The sequence below is a fragment of the Streptomyces albidochromogenes genome, from assembly GCF_005981925.1.
Lineage (GTDB): Bacteria > Actinomycetota > Actinomycetes > Streptomycetales > Streptomycetaceae > Streptomyces > Streptomyces albidochromogenes.
In genome coordinates this window covers 1-15,154 of record NZ_VBVX01000029.1, presented here as the reverse complement: position 1 = coordinate 15,154, position 15,154 = coordinate 1, and the positions used below count along the sequence as shown (strand labels likewise).

The following is a 15,154-nucleotide window of genomic DNA, read 5'->3' as shown; positions in this document are numbered from 1 at the left end:
CCCGGCGTGCTCCGGCCAGTGCCCGCTAGGCTCGGGTGCATGGCCGAAACACCGCTTGACCTCTCCCTGGACGCCCCCGAGCTGACCGCCCGCCTGGTCGACTTCCCGTCGGTGAGCGGCGACGAGAAAGCCCTCGCCGACGCCATCGAGGAGGCGCTGCGCGCCCTGCCGCACCTGACCGTCGACCGGCACGGCAACAACGTGGTGGCCCGCACGCACCTGGGGCGCGCCGAGCGGGTCGTGCTGGCCGGGCACATCGACACCGTGCCGATCGCCGACAACGTGCCCTCCCGGCTGGACGGCAACGGCGTCCTGTGGGGCTGCGGCACGAGCGACATGAAGTCCGGGGTCGCCGTGCAGCTGCGCATCGCCGCCACCGTTCCCGCGCCCAACCGGGACCTGACCTTCGTCTTCTACGACAACGAAGAGGTCGCCGCGCACCTGAACGGCCTCGGGCACGTCGCCGACGCGCACCCCGACTGGCTGGCGGGCGACTTCGCCGTACTCCTCGAACCGTCCGACGCGCAGGTCGAGGGCGGCTGCCAGGGCACGCTGCGGGTGCTGCTGCGCACGGCGGGGGAGCGGGCCCACTCCGCGCGCAGCTGGATGGGGTCCAACGCGATCCACTCGGCGGCGCCGATCCTGGCCAGGCTGGCGTCGTACGAGCCGAGGCGGCCCGTGATCGACGGTCTCGAGTACCACGAGGGGCTCAACGCCGTCGCGATCGAGGGCGGCGTCGCCGGCAACGTGATCCCCGACGCGTGCACGGTGACGGTCAACTTCCGTTACGCGCCGGACCGCACCGAGCAGGAGGCGCTCGCGCACGTGCGCGAGGTCTTCGCGGACTGCGACATCGCGGAGTTCGTCGTGGACGACCACTCCGGGGCGGCCCTGCCCGGCCTCTCGCACCCGGCCGCCGCGGCGTTCATGGCGGCGGTGGGCGGCACGGCGCGGCCCAAGTTCGGCTGGACGGACGTCTCGCGGTTCAGCGCGCTCGGAGTGCCCGCGGTCAACTACGGCCCCGGTGACGCCCTTTTCGCCCACAAGCGCGACGAGCACGTGGCCGTCGAGCGGATCACGCACTGCGAGGAGCGACTTCGCGCCTGGCTGACTGCCTGAATTTCACTGTTCGTCACGTGTGTGGACCTACGCTGACCGGACAATGTTCGGCAGCGGAGGGAGTACGGCATGGCGATTCCTGAAGAGGAGCGCGTCCCGGAAGAGCAGCGTCTGGGACCAGTGGTGCGCCGCGGCGACCAGATCCAGCCGGGCACGACCGACCAGCGACTGCTGGACTCGGACGGCGACACCGGGTGGGTGCACACCGACCCGTGGCGGGTCATGCGGATGCAGGCCGAGCTGGTGGACGGCTTCGGCGCCCTCGCCGAACTGCCGCCCGCCATCAGCGTCTTCGGCTCGGCCCGCACACCGGCCGGCACGCCGGACTACGCGGCGGGAGTGGAGCTCGGCCGGGCGCTGGCGGAAGCCGGGTTCGCGGTGATCACGGGCGGCGGTCCGGGCGCGATGGAGGCGGCGAACAAGGGCGCGCGGGACGCCGGTGGCATCTCGGTCGGCCTCGGCATCGAGCTGCCCTACGAGCAGGGCATCAACCCGCACGTCGACATCGGCGTCAACTTCCGCTACTTCTTCGTCCGCAAGATCATGTTCGTGAAGTACGCGCACGGCTTCGTGGTCCTGCCGGGCGGCCTCGGCACCCTGGACGAGCTCTTCGAAGCCCTGACGCTGGTCCAGACCCGCAAGGTCACGCGCTTCCCGATCGTGCTCTTCGGTACGGCGTACTGGGGCGGCCTGGTCGACTGGCTGCGCGACACCGTGATCGCGCAGGGCAAGGCGTCGGAGAGGGACCTGCTGCTGTTCCACGTCACGGACAGCGTGGAGGAAGCGGTGGCTCTGGTGTCGAAGGAGTCGGAGCGGTGACCCCGTAGCGGCCGCGCGGGGCCCTTCGCCCGCCCGGAGGGCGGGTGGGGGCCCCGCGCGCCGCCGCCACGACGAGCCCCCGGCGGCCTCGGCCGCCCCCGTGTCCGTCAGGCCAGCCCGCGCCGGGCGACCGCCGGCGGCCGGTGGCCCGCGATCGACGCCACCATGTCGAGGACCTGCCGCGTCTCCGCCACCTCGTGCACGCGGTAGACCTGGGCCCCCAGCCACGCCGACACCGCCGTGGTGGCGAGCGTGCCGACGAGCCGGTCCTTCACCGGCCGGTCGAGCGTCTCGCCCACGAAGTCCTTGTTGGACAGCGAGACCAGCACCGGCCAGCCCGTCTCGACCATCTCGCCCAGCCGCCGCGTCGCCTCCAGGCTGTGCCGGGTGTTCTTCCCGAAGTCGTGCCCCGGGTCGATCAGGATCGCGTCGCGCCGCACGCCCAGCTTCCGCGCGCGCTCCGCCAGACCGACGGTCACGTCGAGGATGTCCGCCATCACGTCGTCGTACGTGATCCGGTGCGGCCGCGTCCGGGGCTCCGCGCCGCCCGCGTGCGTGCACACCAGGCCCACGTCGTAACGGGCCGCCACCTCGGCCAGCCGCGGATCCACGCCGCCCCACGCGTCGTTCAGCAGGTCCGCCCCCGCCTCGCAGACCGCCTCGCCCACCTCGTGCCGCCACGTGTCGACGCTGATCACCACGTCCGGGTGGCGCCGGCGGACCTCGGCCACGAACCCGACGGTGCGCCGCGCCTCCTCGGCCGCGCTCACCTCTTCGCCGGGGCCGGCCTTCACCCCGCCGATGTCGATGACGGCGGCGCCCTGCGCGACCGCCTGCTCGACGCGGGCGAGCGCGGGCTCGTCGTGGAACGTCGCACCCTGGTCGTAGAACGAATCAGGGGTCCGGTTCACGATCGCCATGATCACCGGCTCGTGCGCTGCGAACTCGCGCCGTCCCAGCCTGAGCACCGTGTTTCCTCCTCGCGTCGGTCGCCTGCGACCTTAACTGTCGGTGCCGCATGGCACGATCGGCACCGGACAGATTCCGCTTCGCGCGTGGCCCGGGGAGACGCTCGTGTTCTTGTTCTTGGTGGTGGCGATGGTCGTCGTGGTCGCCGCGGTCACCCTCGCCGTGATCGGCGGAGGCGGCGACGACAGCGGCGGCATGCTGCCGGACGCCGCGCCCGACCGGCTGGTGGACCCGCTGCCCGCGACACGCCCGGTGGGCCGTGCCGACGTCGAGGCGCTGCGCCTGCCACTGGCCCCGCGCGGTTACCGGATGAGCGAGGTGGACGACGTGCTCGGCCGGCTCGGCGCCGAGCTGGCCGAGCGGGACGCGCGGATCGCGGAGCTGGAGGCCGCGCTGGCCGGCGTCCAGGCCAGAGCCGTCGGCGGTGCGGACCTGTTCAAGGACGCCCCGCGCGACGCGCCGGGCGAGGAGCCGCGGCTGTGATCGGCGGAGTCGAGCCGGGCCCGGACGGCGGCCTGCGCTGCCCGTGGGGCATGGCGACCGAGGAGTACGTCGCGTACCACGACGGCGAGTGGGGCCGCCCGGTCCACGGCGACGACGCCCTGTACGAACGGCTGTGCCTGGAGGCGTTCCAGTCCGGGCTCTCCTGGCTGACGATCCTGCGCCGCCGCGAGGGCTTCCGGGCCGCCTTCGCCGGTTTCCGGATCGCGTCGGTGGCCGCCTTCACCGATGAGGACGCCGCGCGCCTGCTCGCGGACCCCGGGATCATCCGCAACCGCGCCAAGATCGAGGCGACCCTCGCCAACGCCAGGACGCTCGCCGGCTGGCAGGCCGGCGAGCTGGACGCCCTCGTCTGGTCGTACGCGCCGGACCCCGCGACGCGCCCGGCCCCGCAGACGATCTCGGACGTTCCCGCGACCACCGCGGAGTCCGTCGCCCTGTCCAAGGCGCTCAAGAAGCGCGGCATCCGTTTCGTCGGCCCGACGACCGCGTACGCCCTGATGCAGGCGTGCGGTCTGGTCGACGATCACCTCGACCGGTGCGTGGCGCGCGGCGGGGGCTCCCCGGGGCCTCAGCGCCCCAGATAGCGCGGCTTCTCCTTGGCGATGAACGCCTGGACCGCGATGGAGTGGTCCTCCGACGCGCCCGCCCGGGCCTGGAGCTCCTCCTCCTTCTCCAGGGTCTCGACCAGGGTGTGGCCCGCGCCGTACGCCATGGACTCCTTCAGCGCGGCGTACGCGAGCGTGGGGCCGGCGGCCAGCGTGCGGGCGACGGCCTCGGCCTCGGCGGCCAGGTCGGCCGCGGGCACCAGCTTGTTCGCGATGCCGAGGTCGTGGGCCTCCTGCGCGGAGATCGAGCGCGGGAAGAGCAGCAGGTCCGAGGCGCGGCTCTGGCCGATCAGGCGCGGCAGGGTCCACGAGACGCCCGAGTCGGCGGTCAGGGCGACCCCAGCGAAGGAGGTGTTGAAGGCGGCCGTGTCGGCGACGACCCGGTAGTCGGCGGCGAACGCGAAGCCCGCGCCCGCTCCGGCGGCGACGCCGTTGACCCCGGCGACGACCGGCTTCGGCATCTCCGTCAGGGCCCGCACGATGGGGTTGTAGTGCTCGCGCACGGTGCTCATGGTCTGGCCCGAGCCCGTCTCGCGGTCGGCGGCGAGCGTGGCGATGTGCTCCTTGAGGTCCTGGCCCACGCAGAACGCCCGGCCGGCGGCGGTCAGCAGGACCGCCCGTACCGCCCCGTCGGCCGCCGCGGCCTGCACCGCGTCCCTCAGGGCGACCTTGGCCTCGGTGTTCATGGCGTTCATGGCGTCGGGACGATTGATCGTGATCGTCGCGAGTCCGTCGGTCACCTCGTAGAGCACGGTGTCGGCCATCGGTGTGTCCCCTTTTGCGGCTCGGGCAGGCATGTCCAGATCAGCATGGCGGAGATCACCGGGGCTGCACATGTGACCTGCGTCTAACAATGTGAGGTCGCCCGGCGGCTGTGGGCGGCGAAGTATCGCAGGCGGACCGCCGAATTGAGTGGTTTTGAGAGAGCGCGTTGCACAAGCGATGCCGAGCGATGTTGGTCATTGGGTCCCGCCATGCGGGATAATGACCTGGAAGCAATGTGTTCGATGCCGGTGACACAGCTGCCCGACACGGGGCCGCCGGCTGCGATGAGCTGGTTTCAGGAAGGGGAACGAGCATGGCGGCCATGAAGCCGCGAACGGGCGACGGCCCGCTCGAGGTGACCAAGGAGGGGCGGGGCATCGTCATGCGCGTTCCGCTCGAAGGCGGCGGACGACTTGTCGTCGAGCTGACTCCGGATGAGGCCGATGCGCTCGGCGACGCTCTGAAGAAGGTCGTCGGCTGACGCGGAAGCGCCCGAACTTTTCACTGCCCCGGTACGCCGCAAGCGTGCCGGGGCAGTGCTGTGTGCGGGGGCGGGCCGCTCGCCGCCGACCGCCGGCGGCGGATCAGCCTCGGCGTACCGCGCAGAGCAGTCCGTCGCCCACCGGGAGCAGCGTGGGGACGAGCCGGTGGCTCTCACGCACCTCGCGCAACAGCTCCCGCAGGCGCAGCACCTCCGCGGGCTGCGCCGCCGAATCGACGGTGCGGCCGTCGGCGAAAACGCCCTCGAAAACGACGATTCCGCCGGGCCGCAACAGGCGCAACGATTCAGCGAGATAGTCCATGCACTCAAGCCGGTCGCCGTCGCAGAACACCAGGTCGTAGCCGCCGTCGGCGAGGCGGGGCAGTACGTCGAGGGCGGGCCCGGGGATGAACCGCGAGCGGTTCGCCGCGTAACCGGCGGCGCGGAACGCCTCACGGGCGAACTGCTGCCACTCCGGCTCCGGGTCGACGGTGGTGAGTACGCCGTCGGGCCGCATCCCGTTGAGCAGATAGATGCCCGAGACGCCGGTGCCGGTACCGATCTCGGCCACCGCCTTGGCGTCGGCGGTCGCGGCGAGGAGCCGCAGCGCGGCCCCTGTTCCGGGCGACACCGCGCGCAGTCCTGCCTCCCGGGCCCGATCGCGCGCCCAGTGCAGGGCTTCGTCCTCGGCGACATAGGCGTCGGCGAACGCCCAGTTCGTCTGCCGGTTGGCGGTAATGGCCCTCTCCTGTCCCCGTAGTTGGCGCAACCGTGACTGTATCCGCTGGCGTCGGGAACCCGCAGATGGGACCGGGCGTTGAAAGGGAGCAGGGGGAGACATGGACCAGGACCGCAAGGTTCCAAATTCACGTAAAGACGCTTATCCGGAGCTAACGGGCGAGGTGGCTATGGTAGGGGCTCCACTGGACACCACCAGAGCCGATAGGGGAGGTGCGGCTGCGCCTGTGGATCGGGGAGGAGTGCTGCGGCGCTTTCTCAGGTCGGCGGGTGAGCCGAAATCCGTGACCGACATTGCTGACCGCACACCTTCCGCGCAGACCGCGACCTTCGCCTCAGATGCGGAATCTCAGGCGTGGACTCCCCCCACCTGGGAGGAGATCGTCAGCACGCACAGTGGTCGCGTCTACCGCCTCGCCTACCGCCTGACCGGTAATCAGCACGACGCCGAGGACCTCACCCAGGAGGTCTTCGTCCGCGTCTTCCGCTCGCTGTCGACATACACGCCCGGCACGTTCGAGGGCTGGCTGCACCGCATCACGACGAACCTGTTCCTGGACATGGTCCGCCGCAAGCAGCGCATCCGCTTCGACGCGCTCGGCGACGACGCGGCCGAGCGGCTGCCGAGCAGAGAGCCGTCCCCGCAGCAGGTCTTCAACGACACCCACTTCGACGCGGACGTGCAGCAGGCACTGGACACGCTCGCGCCCGAGTTCCGTGCGGCGGTCGTGCTCTGCGACATCGAGGGCCTGTCGTACGAGGAGATCGCCGCGACGCTCGGGGTCAAGCTCGGAACCGTCCGCAGTCGCATCCACCGCGGCCGCTCCCACCTGCGCAAGGCTCTCCAGCACCGGTCTCCCGAGGCGCGTGCCGAGCAGCGCTCGTTCGCGAGCGTCGGCACCGGCGTGTCCGCGGTGGGCGGAGAGGGCGGAGCCGAGTGAGTGGCACCCGACCGACCTCCGCCGAGCAGCACCTCGGGGACCGGCTGGCCGCCCTGGTGGACGGCGAGCTGAGCCACGACGTCCGCGAGCGTGTCCTGTCGCACCTGGCGACCTGCGCCAAGTGCAAGGCCGAGGCCGACGCCCAGCGCCGTCTGAAGAGCGTCTTCTCCACCGCCGCACCGCCACCGCCGTCCGAGGGCCTGCTCGCCCGTCTCCAGGGGCTGCCCGGCGGCGGCCCGGGGGGCGACGACGGCGACGACCCGAGGCCGTTCGGACAAGGAGGCTTCGGACACGGAGTCTTCGGCGCGGACACCTCGAGAGGGAGACCCGGCCGGCCCGGCAGCACCTTCGACTTCGGCTACACCCCGGCCCCCGGGCACACCGGCGTGCTTCCCGGCGCGCCCGGCCGTGGCTTCCGGATCCATGACGTGGGCCGCGCGGAGGCGGAGCGTTCGGGCGGGCGCGGGAGGCGGCTGGCCTTCGCGGCCGCGAGCGCCGTCTCGCTCGCCGCGTTCGCGCTCGGCGGCGCCATGCCGGTCGGTTCGGCGGGGGAGACCACCGCGCGGGGCGGCTCCGGCAACAGCGTCACGCCGCTGCGCGTGGCGGGCCCGAGCGGCGCCGCCACCGAGACCCGACGCCGTACGACCAGCAAGAGTCACGGTCTCGTCGCCGCGAGCGCCACGGCCGGCGCCGGCGCGAACGACGCCGTACCGGCCCGGCTCTTCGGAGCGGGACCGGGGCGGGGCGGCGCGCAGGGGCTTTCCCTGACGCAGCCCTTCTCGGCGCCCGCGCTCACCGGTGAGGTCCCGCTGCCGCTGATACGGCGCTCGGGCTCCGCGCTGTCGCTCGCGTACGACCCCGGACACCGCCCGGCGGTGAGCGCGGCGCCGTCGCCGCTCCGCCCGGCGACTCCGTCGGCTCCCGGGCTGCCCGTTTCCCCCTGAGGCTGGTTGAATCTCGGGAGGGGTGCCCCGCGAGGGGCACGGACAACGAAGTGGCACGGCCCTGCGGGCGTGCACGTGGGGTTGCGGGGAGAGCATGAACGAGGGCACGCCCACCGGTCCGAAGGCGAAGTGGTGGAGCCGGCCCGAGCCGGCCCAGGGGGCACCGGAGCGGGCGGAGGCAGCGTCGGCGACGCCTGCCGAGGAGCCCCGGGCCGTCGAAGCCGCCGAGCGCGAGCCGTCGGCGCCCGCAGCCGCGCCGTCGCCCGCCGAGGACGCGCCCGCCGCAGCCGTACCCGCGCCGTCGCCCGCCGAGGACGCGCCCGCCGCAGCCGTACCCGCGCCGTCGCCCGCCGAGGACGCGCCCGCGTCGGTCGGGTCCGCGCCGACCGGGCCGGCCGACGCCGGGCCCGCCGATGCCGGGCCGGCCGACCGGCAGCGGCGTCCGCAGCCGCTGCACGCGCCCGATCCGTACGCGACACCGCCGTACGGGGGCCCGGGGCCCTGGGCTCCCGCGCCGCCGGTGCAGCGGCCGGTCCCGACCCCGCCGCAGGGCACGTTCGTACCGCCGGGAGCACCCGGCGCGCCCGCCGGGCCCACGACGAACGGCGCCGGCATCCCCACGGCGCCGTCACATCAGCACCGCCACCAGCACGAGCCCCACCCCCGGCCCCACCAGCCCTCGCAGTGGCTCCAGTACGACCCCTGGGGCGCCCCCCAGCAGCCGCTGACCCACCCGGGCGAACCGGCGGGCCCCGCCCGGCCGAAGAAGACCCGCCGGGGCACCCTGCTCGTCGGGGCGCTGTTGGTCGCCCTGGTCGCGGGCGGCGTCGGCGGCGGCGTCGGGGCCTACGTCGAACGCAACGGCGGCATCACCCGCGTCGAACTGCCCCAGGCCGGGCCGCAGGACGGCAAGGGCCGCGCGCCCGACAGCGTCGCGGGCATCGCGGCCAGCGCCCTGCCCAGCGTCGTGACCTTGCACGTCAGTGGCGTCGGCGAACAGGGCACGGGCACCGGCTTCGTGCTCGACGCCAAGGGTCACATCCTGACCAACGACCACGTGGTGGAGCCCGCCGGAGCCGACGGCACCATCAACATCACCTTCAGCGGCGGCCAGACCGCGAAGGCGAAGCTCGTCGGCAAGGACAGCGGTTACGACCTCGCGGTCGTCCGCGTCCTCGGGGTCGACGGGCTCAAGCCGCTGCCCCTGGGCAACTCCGAGAACGTCCAGGTGGGCGACCCGGTGGTGGCCATCGGCGCGCCGTTCGACCTCCAGAACACGGTCACCTCCGGCATCATCAGCGCCAAGGAGCGCCCCATCACCGCGGGCGGTGAGAAGGGCGACGGCAGCGACGTCAGCTATGTCAACGCGCTCCAGACCGACGCCCCGATAAACCCGGGCAACTCGGGCGGTCCGCTGGTGGACGCCCAGGCCCGCGTCATCGGCATCAACAGCGCCATACGCGCGGCGGACAACACCGCCGGCCTGGAAGGCAGCCAGGGCGGCAGCATCGGCCTGGGCTTCGCGATCCCCATCAACCAGGGCAAGCGCGTCGCCGAGGAGCTCATCAACACCGGCAGGGCGACCCACCCGGTCATCGGCGTCACCCTCGACATGAAGTTCACCGGCGACGGCGCCCGCGTCGGCACCAAGGGCGCCGACGGCCCGGCGGTGACACCCGGCGGCCCCGGTGCCCGCGCCGGAATCCGGCCCCGCGACGTCATCACCGAGGTCAACGGCCAGAAGGTGCACAACGGCCAGGAGCTGATCGTCAAGATCCGCGCCCACCGCCCCGGCGACCGGCTGGAACTGACCGTGGTGCGCTCGGGGACGGCACGGAAGGTCGCCGTGACCCTCGGATCGGCCGACAGCGACTGAGTACGGGGCCGGGCATCCACACGAGTGTTACGTGAAGGTACCGTCCGGACAGATTGGGCGGGTACCGTGGACCGGGCCCGGACCGGTCCTCTGCCTGCGGCGGGGGGAGGCCCACCCCACCTGCGGGCGCGGAGAACCCAAGGAGCAACAAGGTGTTCAGTGACATAGGCGCACTCGAGCTGGTGACGCTCGTGGTCCTCGCCGTGCTCGTGTTCGGGCCGGACAAGCTGCCGAAGCTCGTCCAGGACGCCTCGGCCATGATCCGCAAGATCCGCGAGTTCTCCGAGAGCGCCAAGCAGGACATCCGCTCAGAGCTGGGCCCCGAGTTCAAGGACTTCGACTTCGAGGACCTGAATCCGAAGACGTTCGTCCGCAAGCAGCTCATGGAGAACGACGACCTCGGTCTCAAGGAGATCCGCAGCAGCTTCGACCTCAAGAGCGAGATGGCGGAGGTCGCGGACGCCGTGAACGGACGCGAGCGCTCCACGTCGTCCGGCCCGGCGAACGGCGCCGCCGGTTCCGCCGGCAAGGCGAACCTGTCGAAGGACCCCACGGGCACCCCCGACCTGCTCAAGAAGAGCGAAACGCCTGCTCGGAGCGAGCGCCCGCCGTTCGACGCCGACGCCACCTGAACCCCGCCCTTCCCGACGAGCCGCACCAAGGTGGCTATCCTCCATCTGTCCGGATGTGAGGACGCCCGAGGGGGGCGGGCCGTGTCCGGACGCCACGGATCAAGGAGGCGGCCGGACAGATGGAGACCACGAGTCGGGTCGGAGCGCAGGGAGCATCCCTCGCGCCCAGCACGTCCACAGCGGAGGGGGTGCCAGCAGCCCGGCGTACGGTCGACGGCTATCTGCGCGCCCCCTTCCCCTGGTACGGACTGGACGACGCGTTCACCGGACCCCGCTGGCTGATGCAGGTCGGCACGGCGGCGGACGGCACGGTGCAGCACGGTTCCACGGGGCACGGCGAGGAGCCGACGATACGGCCCATCACCGACGAGGCGGAGGAGAAGGAGCGCTTCGCGGTCGTCGTCACCGTCGCCAGCAGCCCCGTGCGGCGCAGCGGTGACGGTACGGGCGTCCTGGAGGCCACGTCGGTCTCCTCCGCCGCCTGGCTGGCCGGTTCGGGCCTGCTGTCGGCGACCTGGCCCGCCCAGCTCGACCACTCGCTGCGCGACGACTGGCTGGACCAGCAGACCGAGACGGCCTTCGAGCTGGCCGACGACCTGTCGGGCCCGGCCTGGTCGACGCTGTCGCTGCCGGTGGACGGCGTACCGGCGTCCTTCCACTACCGCGAGTCCGAGTACGGCTGGGTGCTCGCGGGCGCCGGGGAGGGCGGCGTGATCCTCGGGGCGTACGGGCGCGGCATGAGCGCCTACGGCCTCGGCTTCTCGGTGATCAAGGACATCACGGCGTACGACCAGGGCTGACCACCCGTCGCACGACGCCACGGAGAAGGGGGCGCCGCTCACTCGGAGCGGCGCCCCCTCCGGGTGCCCGTGTCCGGTCCGCCGCACGGAGCGTGGCGGACCGGGTCACCTCAGAACTTGTTGCGCGGGGTGATGCCCAGCGACATGCCCGACAGACCGCGCGCGCGGCCGCCCAGCTTGCCCGCGATCGTGCGCAGCGCGGCGCCGGCCGGCGAGTCCGGGTCGCTCAGCACCACGGGCTTGCCCTCGTCGCCGCCCTCCCGCAGCCGGACGTCGATGGGGATGGAGCCCAGCACCGGCACGTTGGCGCCGGTCGTCTTCGTGAGGCCCTCGGCGACCTTCTGGCCACCGCCGGTGCCGAAGACGTCGACCATCTCGTCGCAGTGCGGGCACGGCAGGCCCGACATGTTCTCGACGACGCCGACGATCTTCTGGTGGGTCTGCACGGCGATGGAGCCGGCCCGCTCGGCAACCTCGGCGGCGGCCTGCTGAGGCGTCGTCACCACCAGGATCTCCGCGTTCGGCACGAGCTGCGCGACCGAGATGGCGATGTCGCCGGTGCCCGGCGGCAGGTCGAGGAGCAGGACGTCCAGGTCGCCCCAGTACACGTCCGCGAGGAACTGCTGAAGGGCCCGGTGCAGCATCGGACCGCGCCACACCACGGGCGCGTTGCCCGGCGTGAACATGCCGATGGAGATGACCTTCACACCGTGCGCCGACGGCGGCATGATCATGTTCTCGACCTGGGTGGGCCTGCCGTCCACGCCCAGCATGCGCGGCACGCTGTGTCCGTAGATGTCCGCGTCGACGACGCCGACCTTCAGCCCGTCCGCCGCCATCGCCGCGGCCAGGTTGACGGTGACCGAGGACTTGCCCACGCCGCCCTTGCCGGACGCCACCGCGTACACCCGCGTCAGCGAACCGGGCTGGGCGAAGGGCACCTCGCGCTCGGCGGTGCCGCCGCGCAGCGCGCCCGCCAGTTCCTTGCGCTGCTCGTCGCTCATCACGTCGAGCTCGACGGAGACGCTCGTCACACCCTCGACGCGCTCGACCGCCTCCCGTACGTTGGTGGTGATCGTTTCGCGCATCGGGCAGCCGGAGACGGTGAGATAGACCGTGACGGCAACCGCGCCGTCCGCCCCGATCTCAACCGATTTGACCATGCCGAGTTCAGTGATCGGTTTGTGGATCTCGGGGTCGTTCACCGTCGCCAGTGCTTCGCGCACCGCGTCTTCCATAGCCATACCGTGATGGTACGGCGCGTACCGCCGCCCCGGGAAAGCCCTGTCAGCGGTCGGATTCGTCACTCTCGGAAGGCGCTTCCGGCGGGAATAGGGAGCGCCGCTCCTCCAGCTCCTTGACCAGGTCCGCGAACTCGGAGCGGATCCAGTCGCGGGTGGCGACCTCGCCGAGGCCCATCCGCAGCGCCGCGATCTCCCGCGTGAGGTACTCGGTGTCCGCGATGGACCGCTCGTTCTGCTTGCGGTCCTGCTCGTGGGTGACCCGGTCGCGGTCGTCCTGGCGGTTCTGCGCGAGGAGGATCAGCGGAGCGGCGTACGACGCCTGGAGAGACAGCATCAGCGTCAGGAAGATGAACGGGTACTCGTCCCAGCGCAGGGCGGGCGGCGCGAAGATGTTCCAGACCACCCACAGGGTGATGGTCAGGGTCATCCAGACCAGGAAGCGCCCCGTGCCCAGGAAGCGCGCGATCCGCTCCGAGAACCGGCCGAACGCCTCCGGGTCGTACTCCGGCAGCAGCCGCTTGCGCGCCGGCCTCGGCTGGTCGAGGCGCACCCGGGAGGCGCGCGGAAGCGCGCTCGCGCCCGTCGCGCCGCGCCCGCGCTCCCTCGCCTCGGCGCCCCGGTCAGTACCCACGGACGGCCTCCCCGTCCGACAGCGACCCCGGCGTCTGCGGCGGGTCGTGGAACTCCGTCTCGCGCCAGTCGTCGGGCAGCAGGTGGTCGAGCACGTCGTCGACCGTCACCGCACCGAGCAGCGAGCCGCTCTCGTCCACGACCGGGGCGGAGACCATGTTGTACGCCGCCAGGTAGCTCGTCACCGCGGGCAGCGGCGTGCCGGGCGACAGCGGCGGCAGGTCGGACTCCACGACCGAGCCGACCAGCGTCCCCGGCGGCTCGCGCAGCATCCGCTGGAAGTGCACCGTCCCGAGGTACTTGCCCGTCGGCGTCTCGTCCGGCGGGCGGCAGACGTACACCTGCGCGGCCAGGGCGGGGGACAGGTCCTGCTGCCGGACGCGGGCCAGGGCGTCCGCGACCGTCGCGTCGGGCCGCAGCACGATCGGCTCGGTCGTCATCAGACCGCCGGCCGTCCGCTCCTCGTACGCCAGGAGGCGCCGTACGTCGGCCGCGTCGTCCGGCCGCATCAGCATCAGCAGCCGCTCCTTGTCCTCCTCGGGCAGCTCGGACAGCAGGTCGGCGGCGTCGTCCGGGTCCATCGCCTCCAGGACGTCGGCCGCCCGCTCCTCCTTGAGCTTGCCGAGGATCTCCACCTGGTCGTCGTCGGGCAGCTCCTCCAGTACGTCGGCGAGCCGGTCGTCGTCCAGAGCCGCGGCCACCTCGGCGCGGCGCTTGGGCGTCAGGTGGTGCAGGGCGTTGGCCAGGTCGGCGGGGCGCAGCTGCTCGAAGGTGGCCAGGAGGCTCTCCGCGCCCTGCCCGTGCTCCTCCAGGGAGAAGCCGGTGACGGCGGACCACTCGACGGTGAGCGTCTCCCCGCGCCGCCGCAGCGCGCCGCCCTTGCCCTTGCGGACGAAGACCTTGTCGATCTCCCAGTCGCGGCGGGCGGGCAGCTGGACGATCGACACGTCGAGGACCGTGACCTCCTCGCCGGTCTCCACGAGCCGCACCCGGCGGTCGAGCAGTTCGCCGAGGACGAGCCGCTCGGTCGGGCGCTGCTCGAAGCGGCGCATGTTGACCACGCCCGTCGTGATGACCTGCCCGGACTCGACGCCCGTCACGCGGGTCATGGGGAGGAAGATCCGGCGCCGGCTCACCACCTCGACGACCATGCCGAGCAGCCGCGGCGGCCTGCTGCCGACGCGCAGCATCGCGACCAGGTCGCGCACGCGGCCGACCTGGTCGCCGTTCGGGTCGAAGACGGCGATTCCGGCGAGATGCGAGACGAAGACCCGGGGGGCGCCTGATGCCATGAGGGTGCGCCTCCCTTTGTGCACGCATAGGGGCCGTAACGGGTTCAGGCTAGCCCGTGCCCGTCGGCGCCGCTCCAACGGGGCGTCCGGACGGCTCTCTGCCGGACGGCGTAGACGGCACGGGTACGCTGCCTGCTGCCACCCCGGACACCCGCATGAGAGGCAGTGCGCTTGTGACTGCATTTCCCCCGGCCGCCCGAGCCCGCAGGGCCGCCCTGATCGGCGTCGTGTGCGCCGGGCTGACCGCGGTGCTCACCGCCTGCGGTGAGGAACCGGTGGACCCGGACAAGGGGACCAACGGGGTGGGGAGACTCTCGGCGCCGGCCATCGAGGCCAAGGCGCGCGACGCGGCACGGGAGGCGGAGTCGGTACGGCTCTCGGGGACCGTCGTCAGCAAGGGGCGCTCGTACAAGCTGGACATGCGCCTCAAGGAGGACGGCGGCACGGGCTCGGTGACGTCGAAGGGCAGCACGTTCGAGCTGCTGCGCATCGACGACGAACTGTTCATGAAGGCCGGCGCTGACTTCTGGGACAACGGCGGGCAGCCCTCCGGGTCCGACGAGGCCGCCGGAAAGCTGGAGGACAAGTACGTCAAGGTCCCCGACGACGACCCGGTCTACGACCAGCTGCGCGGCTTCACGGACAAGGACGTCCTGCTCGACGGCCTGCTCGGACTGCACGGCAAGCTCGGCAAGGGCGAGCGGCCGAAGGTCGGCGGCGTCCGCACGATCGAGGTCACCGGCGGCAAGGGCACCGGCGGAACGCTCGCCGTGTCGCTGCTCGGCACCCCGTATC

At 72.5% G+C, this 15,154-nt stretch carries 17 protein-coding genes; 11 read left to right on the top strand and 6 right to left on the bottom strand.

Going from position 1 to position 15,154, the window contains the following annotated elements; genetic code table 11:
- The first annotated feature begins 39 nt into the window (after positions 1-39).
- Together dapE and E2E34_RS06355 are read left to right on the top strand one after the other, a co-directional pair.
- Positions 40-1,119 carry a succinyl-diaminopimelate desuccinylase gene (dapE, locus tag E2E34_RS06360; RefSeq protein ID WP_138900933.1) on the top strand — a complete coding sequence of 360 codons (1,080 nt, stop codon included), beginning with the start codon at positions 40-42 and terminating at the stop codon, positions 1,117-1,119.
- A 69-nt stretch (positions 1,120-1,188) separates the two neighbouring features.
- Positions 1,189-1,938, top strand: a complete 750-nt coding sequence (locus tag E2E34_RS06355; RefSeq protein WP_138900932.1) for an LOG family protein — start codon at positions 1,189-1,191, stop codon at positions 1,936-1,938.
- A gap of 107 nt (positions 1,939-2,045) precedes the next feature.
- Here the strand turns inward: E2E34_RS06355 and folP are convergent, their stop codons facing one another.
- Positions 2,046-2,906 carry a dihydropteroate synthase gene (gene folP, locus E2E34_RS06350; protein ID WP_138900931.1) on the bottom strand — a complete coding sequence of 287 codons (861 nt, stop codon included), beginning with the start codon at positions 2,904-2,906 and terminating at the stop codon, positions 2,046-2,048.
- 106 nt (positions 2,907-3,012) lie between these two features.
- Between folP and E2E34_RS06345 the strand changes: the two genes are divergently transcribed.
- Positions 3,013-3,390 (top strand): DivIVA domain-containing protein, encoded by a 378-nt coding sequence (locus tag E2E34_RS06345; protein ID WP_138900930.1) that lies wholly within the window; start codon positions 3,013-3,015, stop codon positions 3,388-3,390.
- 50 nt (positions 3,391-3,440) lie between these two features.
- Positions 3,441-3,995, top strand: coding sequence for a DNA-3-methyladenine glycosylase I (locus E2E34_RS06340; RefSeq protein WP_138900952.1), 555 nt, complete (start codon positions 3,441-3,443; stop codon positions 3,993-3,995).
- Here E2E34_RS06340 and chcB read toward each other — a convergent pair.
- Complete coding sequence (gene chcB, locus E2E34_RS06335) at positions 3,980-4,780, bottom strand: 2-cyclohexenylcarbonyl CoA isomerase (protein ID WP_138900929.1); 801 nt, start codon at positions 4,778-4,780, stop codon at positions 3,980-3,982. The two genes, E2E34_RS06340 and chcB, sit on opposite strands and share 16 nt — an antisense overlap.
- Before the next feature lie 314 nt (positions 4,781-5,094).
- On the opposite strand from chcB, the gene E2E34_RS06330 reads away from it, so the two are divergent.
- Entirely contained in the window at positions 5,095-5,262 is a 168-nt protein-coding gene (locus E2E34_RS06330) for a DUF3117 domain-containing protein (protein WP_003966491.1), read from the top strand.
- Positions 5,263-5,365: 103 nt separating this feature from the next.
- Here E2E34_RS06330 and E2E34_RS06325 read toward each other — a convergent pair whose 3' ends face one another.
- Positions 5,366-6,031, bottom strand: coding sequence for an O-methyltransferase (locus E2E34_RS06325; RefSeq protein ID WP_138900928.1), 666 nt, complete (start codon positions 6,029-6,031; stop codon positions 5,366-5,368).
- A 139-nt stretch (positions 6,032-6,170) separates the two neighbouring features.
- Between E2E34_RS06325 and sigE the strand changes: the two genes are divergently transcribed.
- The 5 genes from sigE to E2E34_RS06300 all read left to right on the top strand — a co-directional run bounded on the left by sigE (position 6,171) and on the right by E2E34_RS06300 (position 11,193).
- Positions 6,171-6,941 carry an RNA polymerase sigma factor SigE gene (sigE, locus tag E2E34_RS06320; RefSeq protein WP_208765165.1) on the top strand — a complete coding sequence of 257 codons (771 nt, stop codon included), beginning with the start codon at positions 6,171-6,173 and terminating at the stop codon, positions 6,939-6,941.
- The gene (locus E2E34_RS06315; RefSeq protein WP_138900927.1) at positions 6,938-7,885 is read left to right on the top strand and encodes an anti-sigma factor family protein; all 948 of its coding nucleotides are present in this window, start codon (positions 6,938-6,940) and stop codon (positions 7,883-7,885) included. The genes sigE and E2E34_RS06315 overlap by 4 nt, the downstream gene beginning before the upstream one ends.
- A gap of 94 nt (positions 7,886-7,979) precedes the next feature.
- On the top strand, positions 7,980-9,761 hold the full coding sequence (locus tag E2E34_RS06310; protein ID WP_138900926.1) for a trypsin-like peptidase domain-containing protein: 1,782 nt from the start codon (positions 7,980-7,982) through the stop codon (positions 9,759-9,761).
- Positions 9,762-9,913: 152 nt separating this feature from the next.
- A complete protein-coding gene (locus E2E34_RS06305) occupies positions 9,914-10,393 on the top strand; it encodes a sec-independent translocase (protein WP_138900925.1) in 480 nt (159 codons plus the stop codon).
- A gap of 119 nt (positions 10,394-10,512) precedes the next feature.
- Complete coding sequence (locus E2E34_RS06300; protein ID WP_138900924.1) at positions 10,513-11,193, top strand: hypothetical protein; 681 nt, start codon at positions 10,513-10,515, stop codon at positions 11,191-11,193.
- A 110-nt stretch (positions 11,194-11,303) separates the two neighbouring features.
- On the opposite strand, the gene E2E34_RS06295 is transcribed toward E2E34_RS06300, so the two are convergent.
- From E2E34_RS06295 to E2E34_RS06285, 3 genes are read right to left on the bottom strand one after another with little or no spacing between them, the layout of a single operon-like run.
- Complete coding sequence (locus E2E34_RS06295) at positions 11,304-12,437, bottom strand: Mrp/NBP35 family ATP-binding protein (protein WP_138900923.1); 1,134 nt, start codon at positions 12,435-12,437, stop codon at positions 11,304-11,306.
- 43 nt (positions 12,438-12,480) lie between these two features.
- Positions 12,481-13,068 (bottom strand): DUF1003 domain-containing protein, encoded by a 588-nt coding sequence (locus tag E2E34_RS06290; protein ID WP_138900922.1) that lies wholly within the window; start codon positions 13,066-13,068, stop codon positions 12,481-12,483.
- Positions 13,058-14,359, bottom strand: a complete 1,302-nt coding sequence (locus E2E34_RS06285; RefSeq protein WP_138900921.1) for a magnesium transporter MgtE N-terminal domain-containing protein — start codon at positions 14,357-14,359, stop codon at positions 13,058-13,060. Before E2E34_RS06285 ends, E2E34_RS06290 begins: the two co-directional genes overlap by 11 nt.
- A gap of 173 nt (positions 14,360-14,532) precedes the next feature.
- Between E2E34_RS06285 and E2E34_RS06280 the strand changes: the two genes are divergently transcribed.
- Positions 14,533-15,154 (top strand): hypothetical protein (locus E2E34_RS06280; RefSeq protein ID WP_138900920.1); only part of this gene is annotated, 622 nt, incomplete at its 3' end.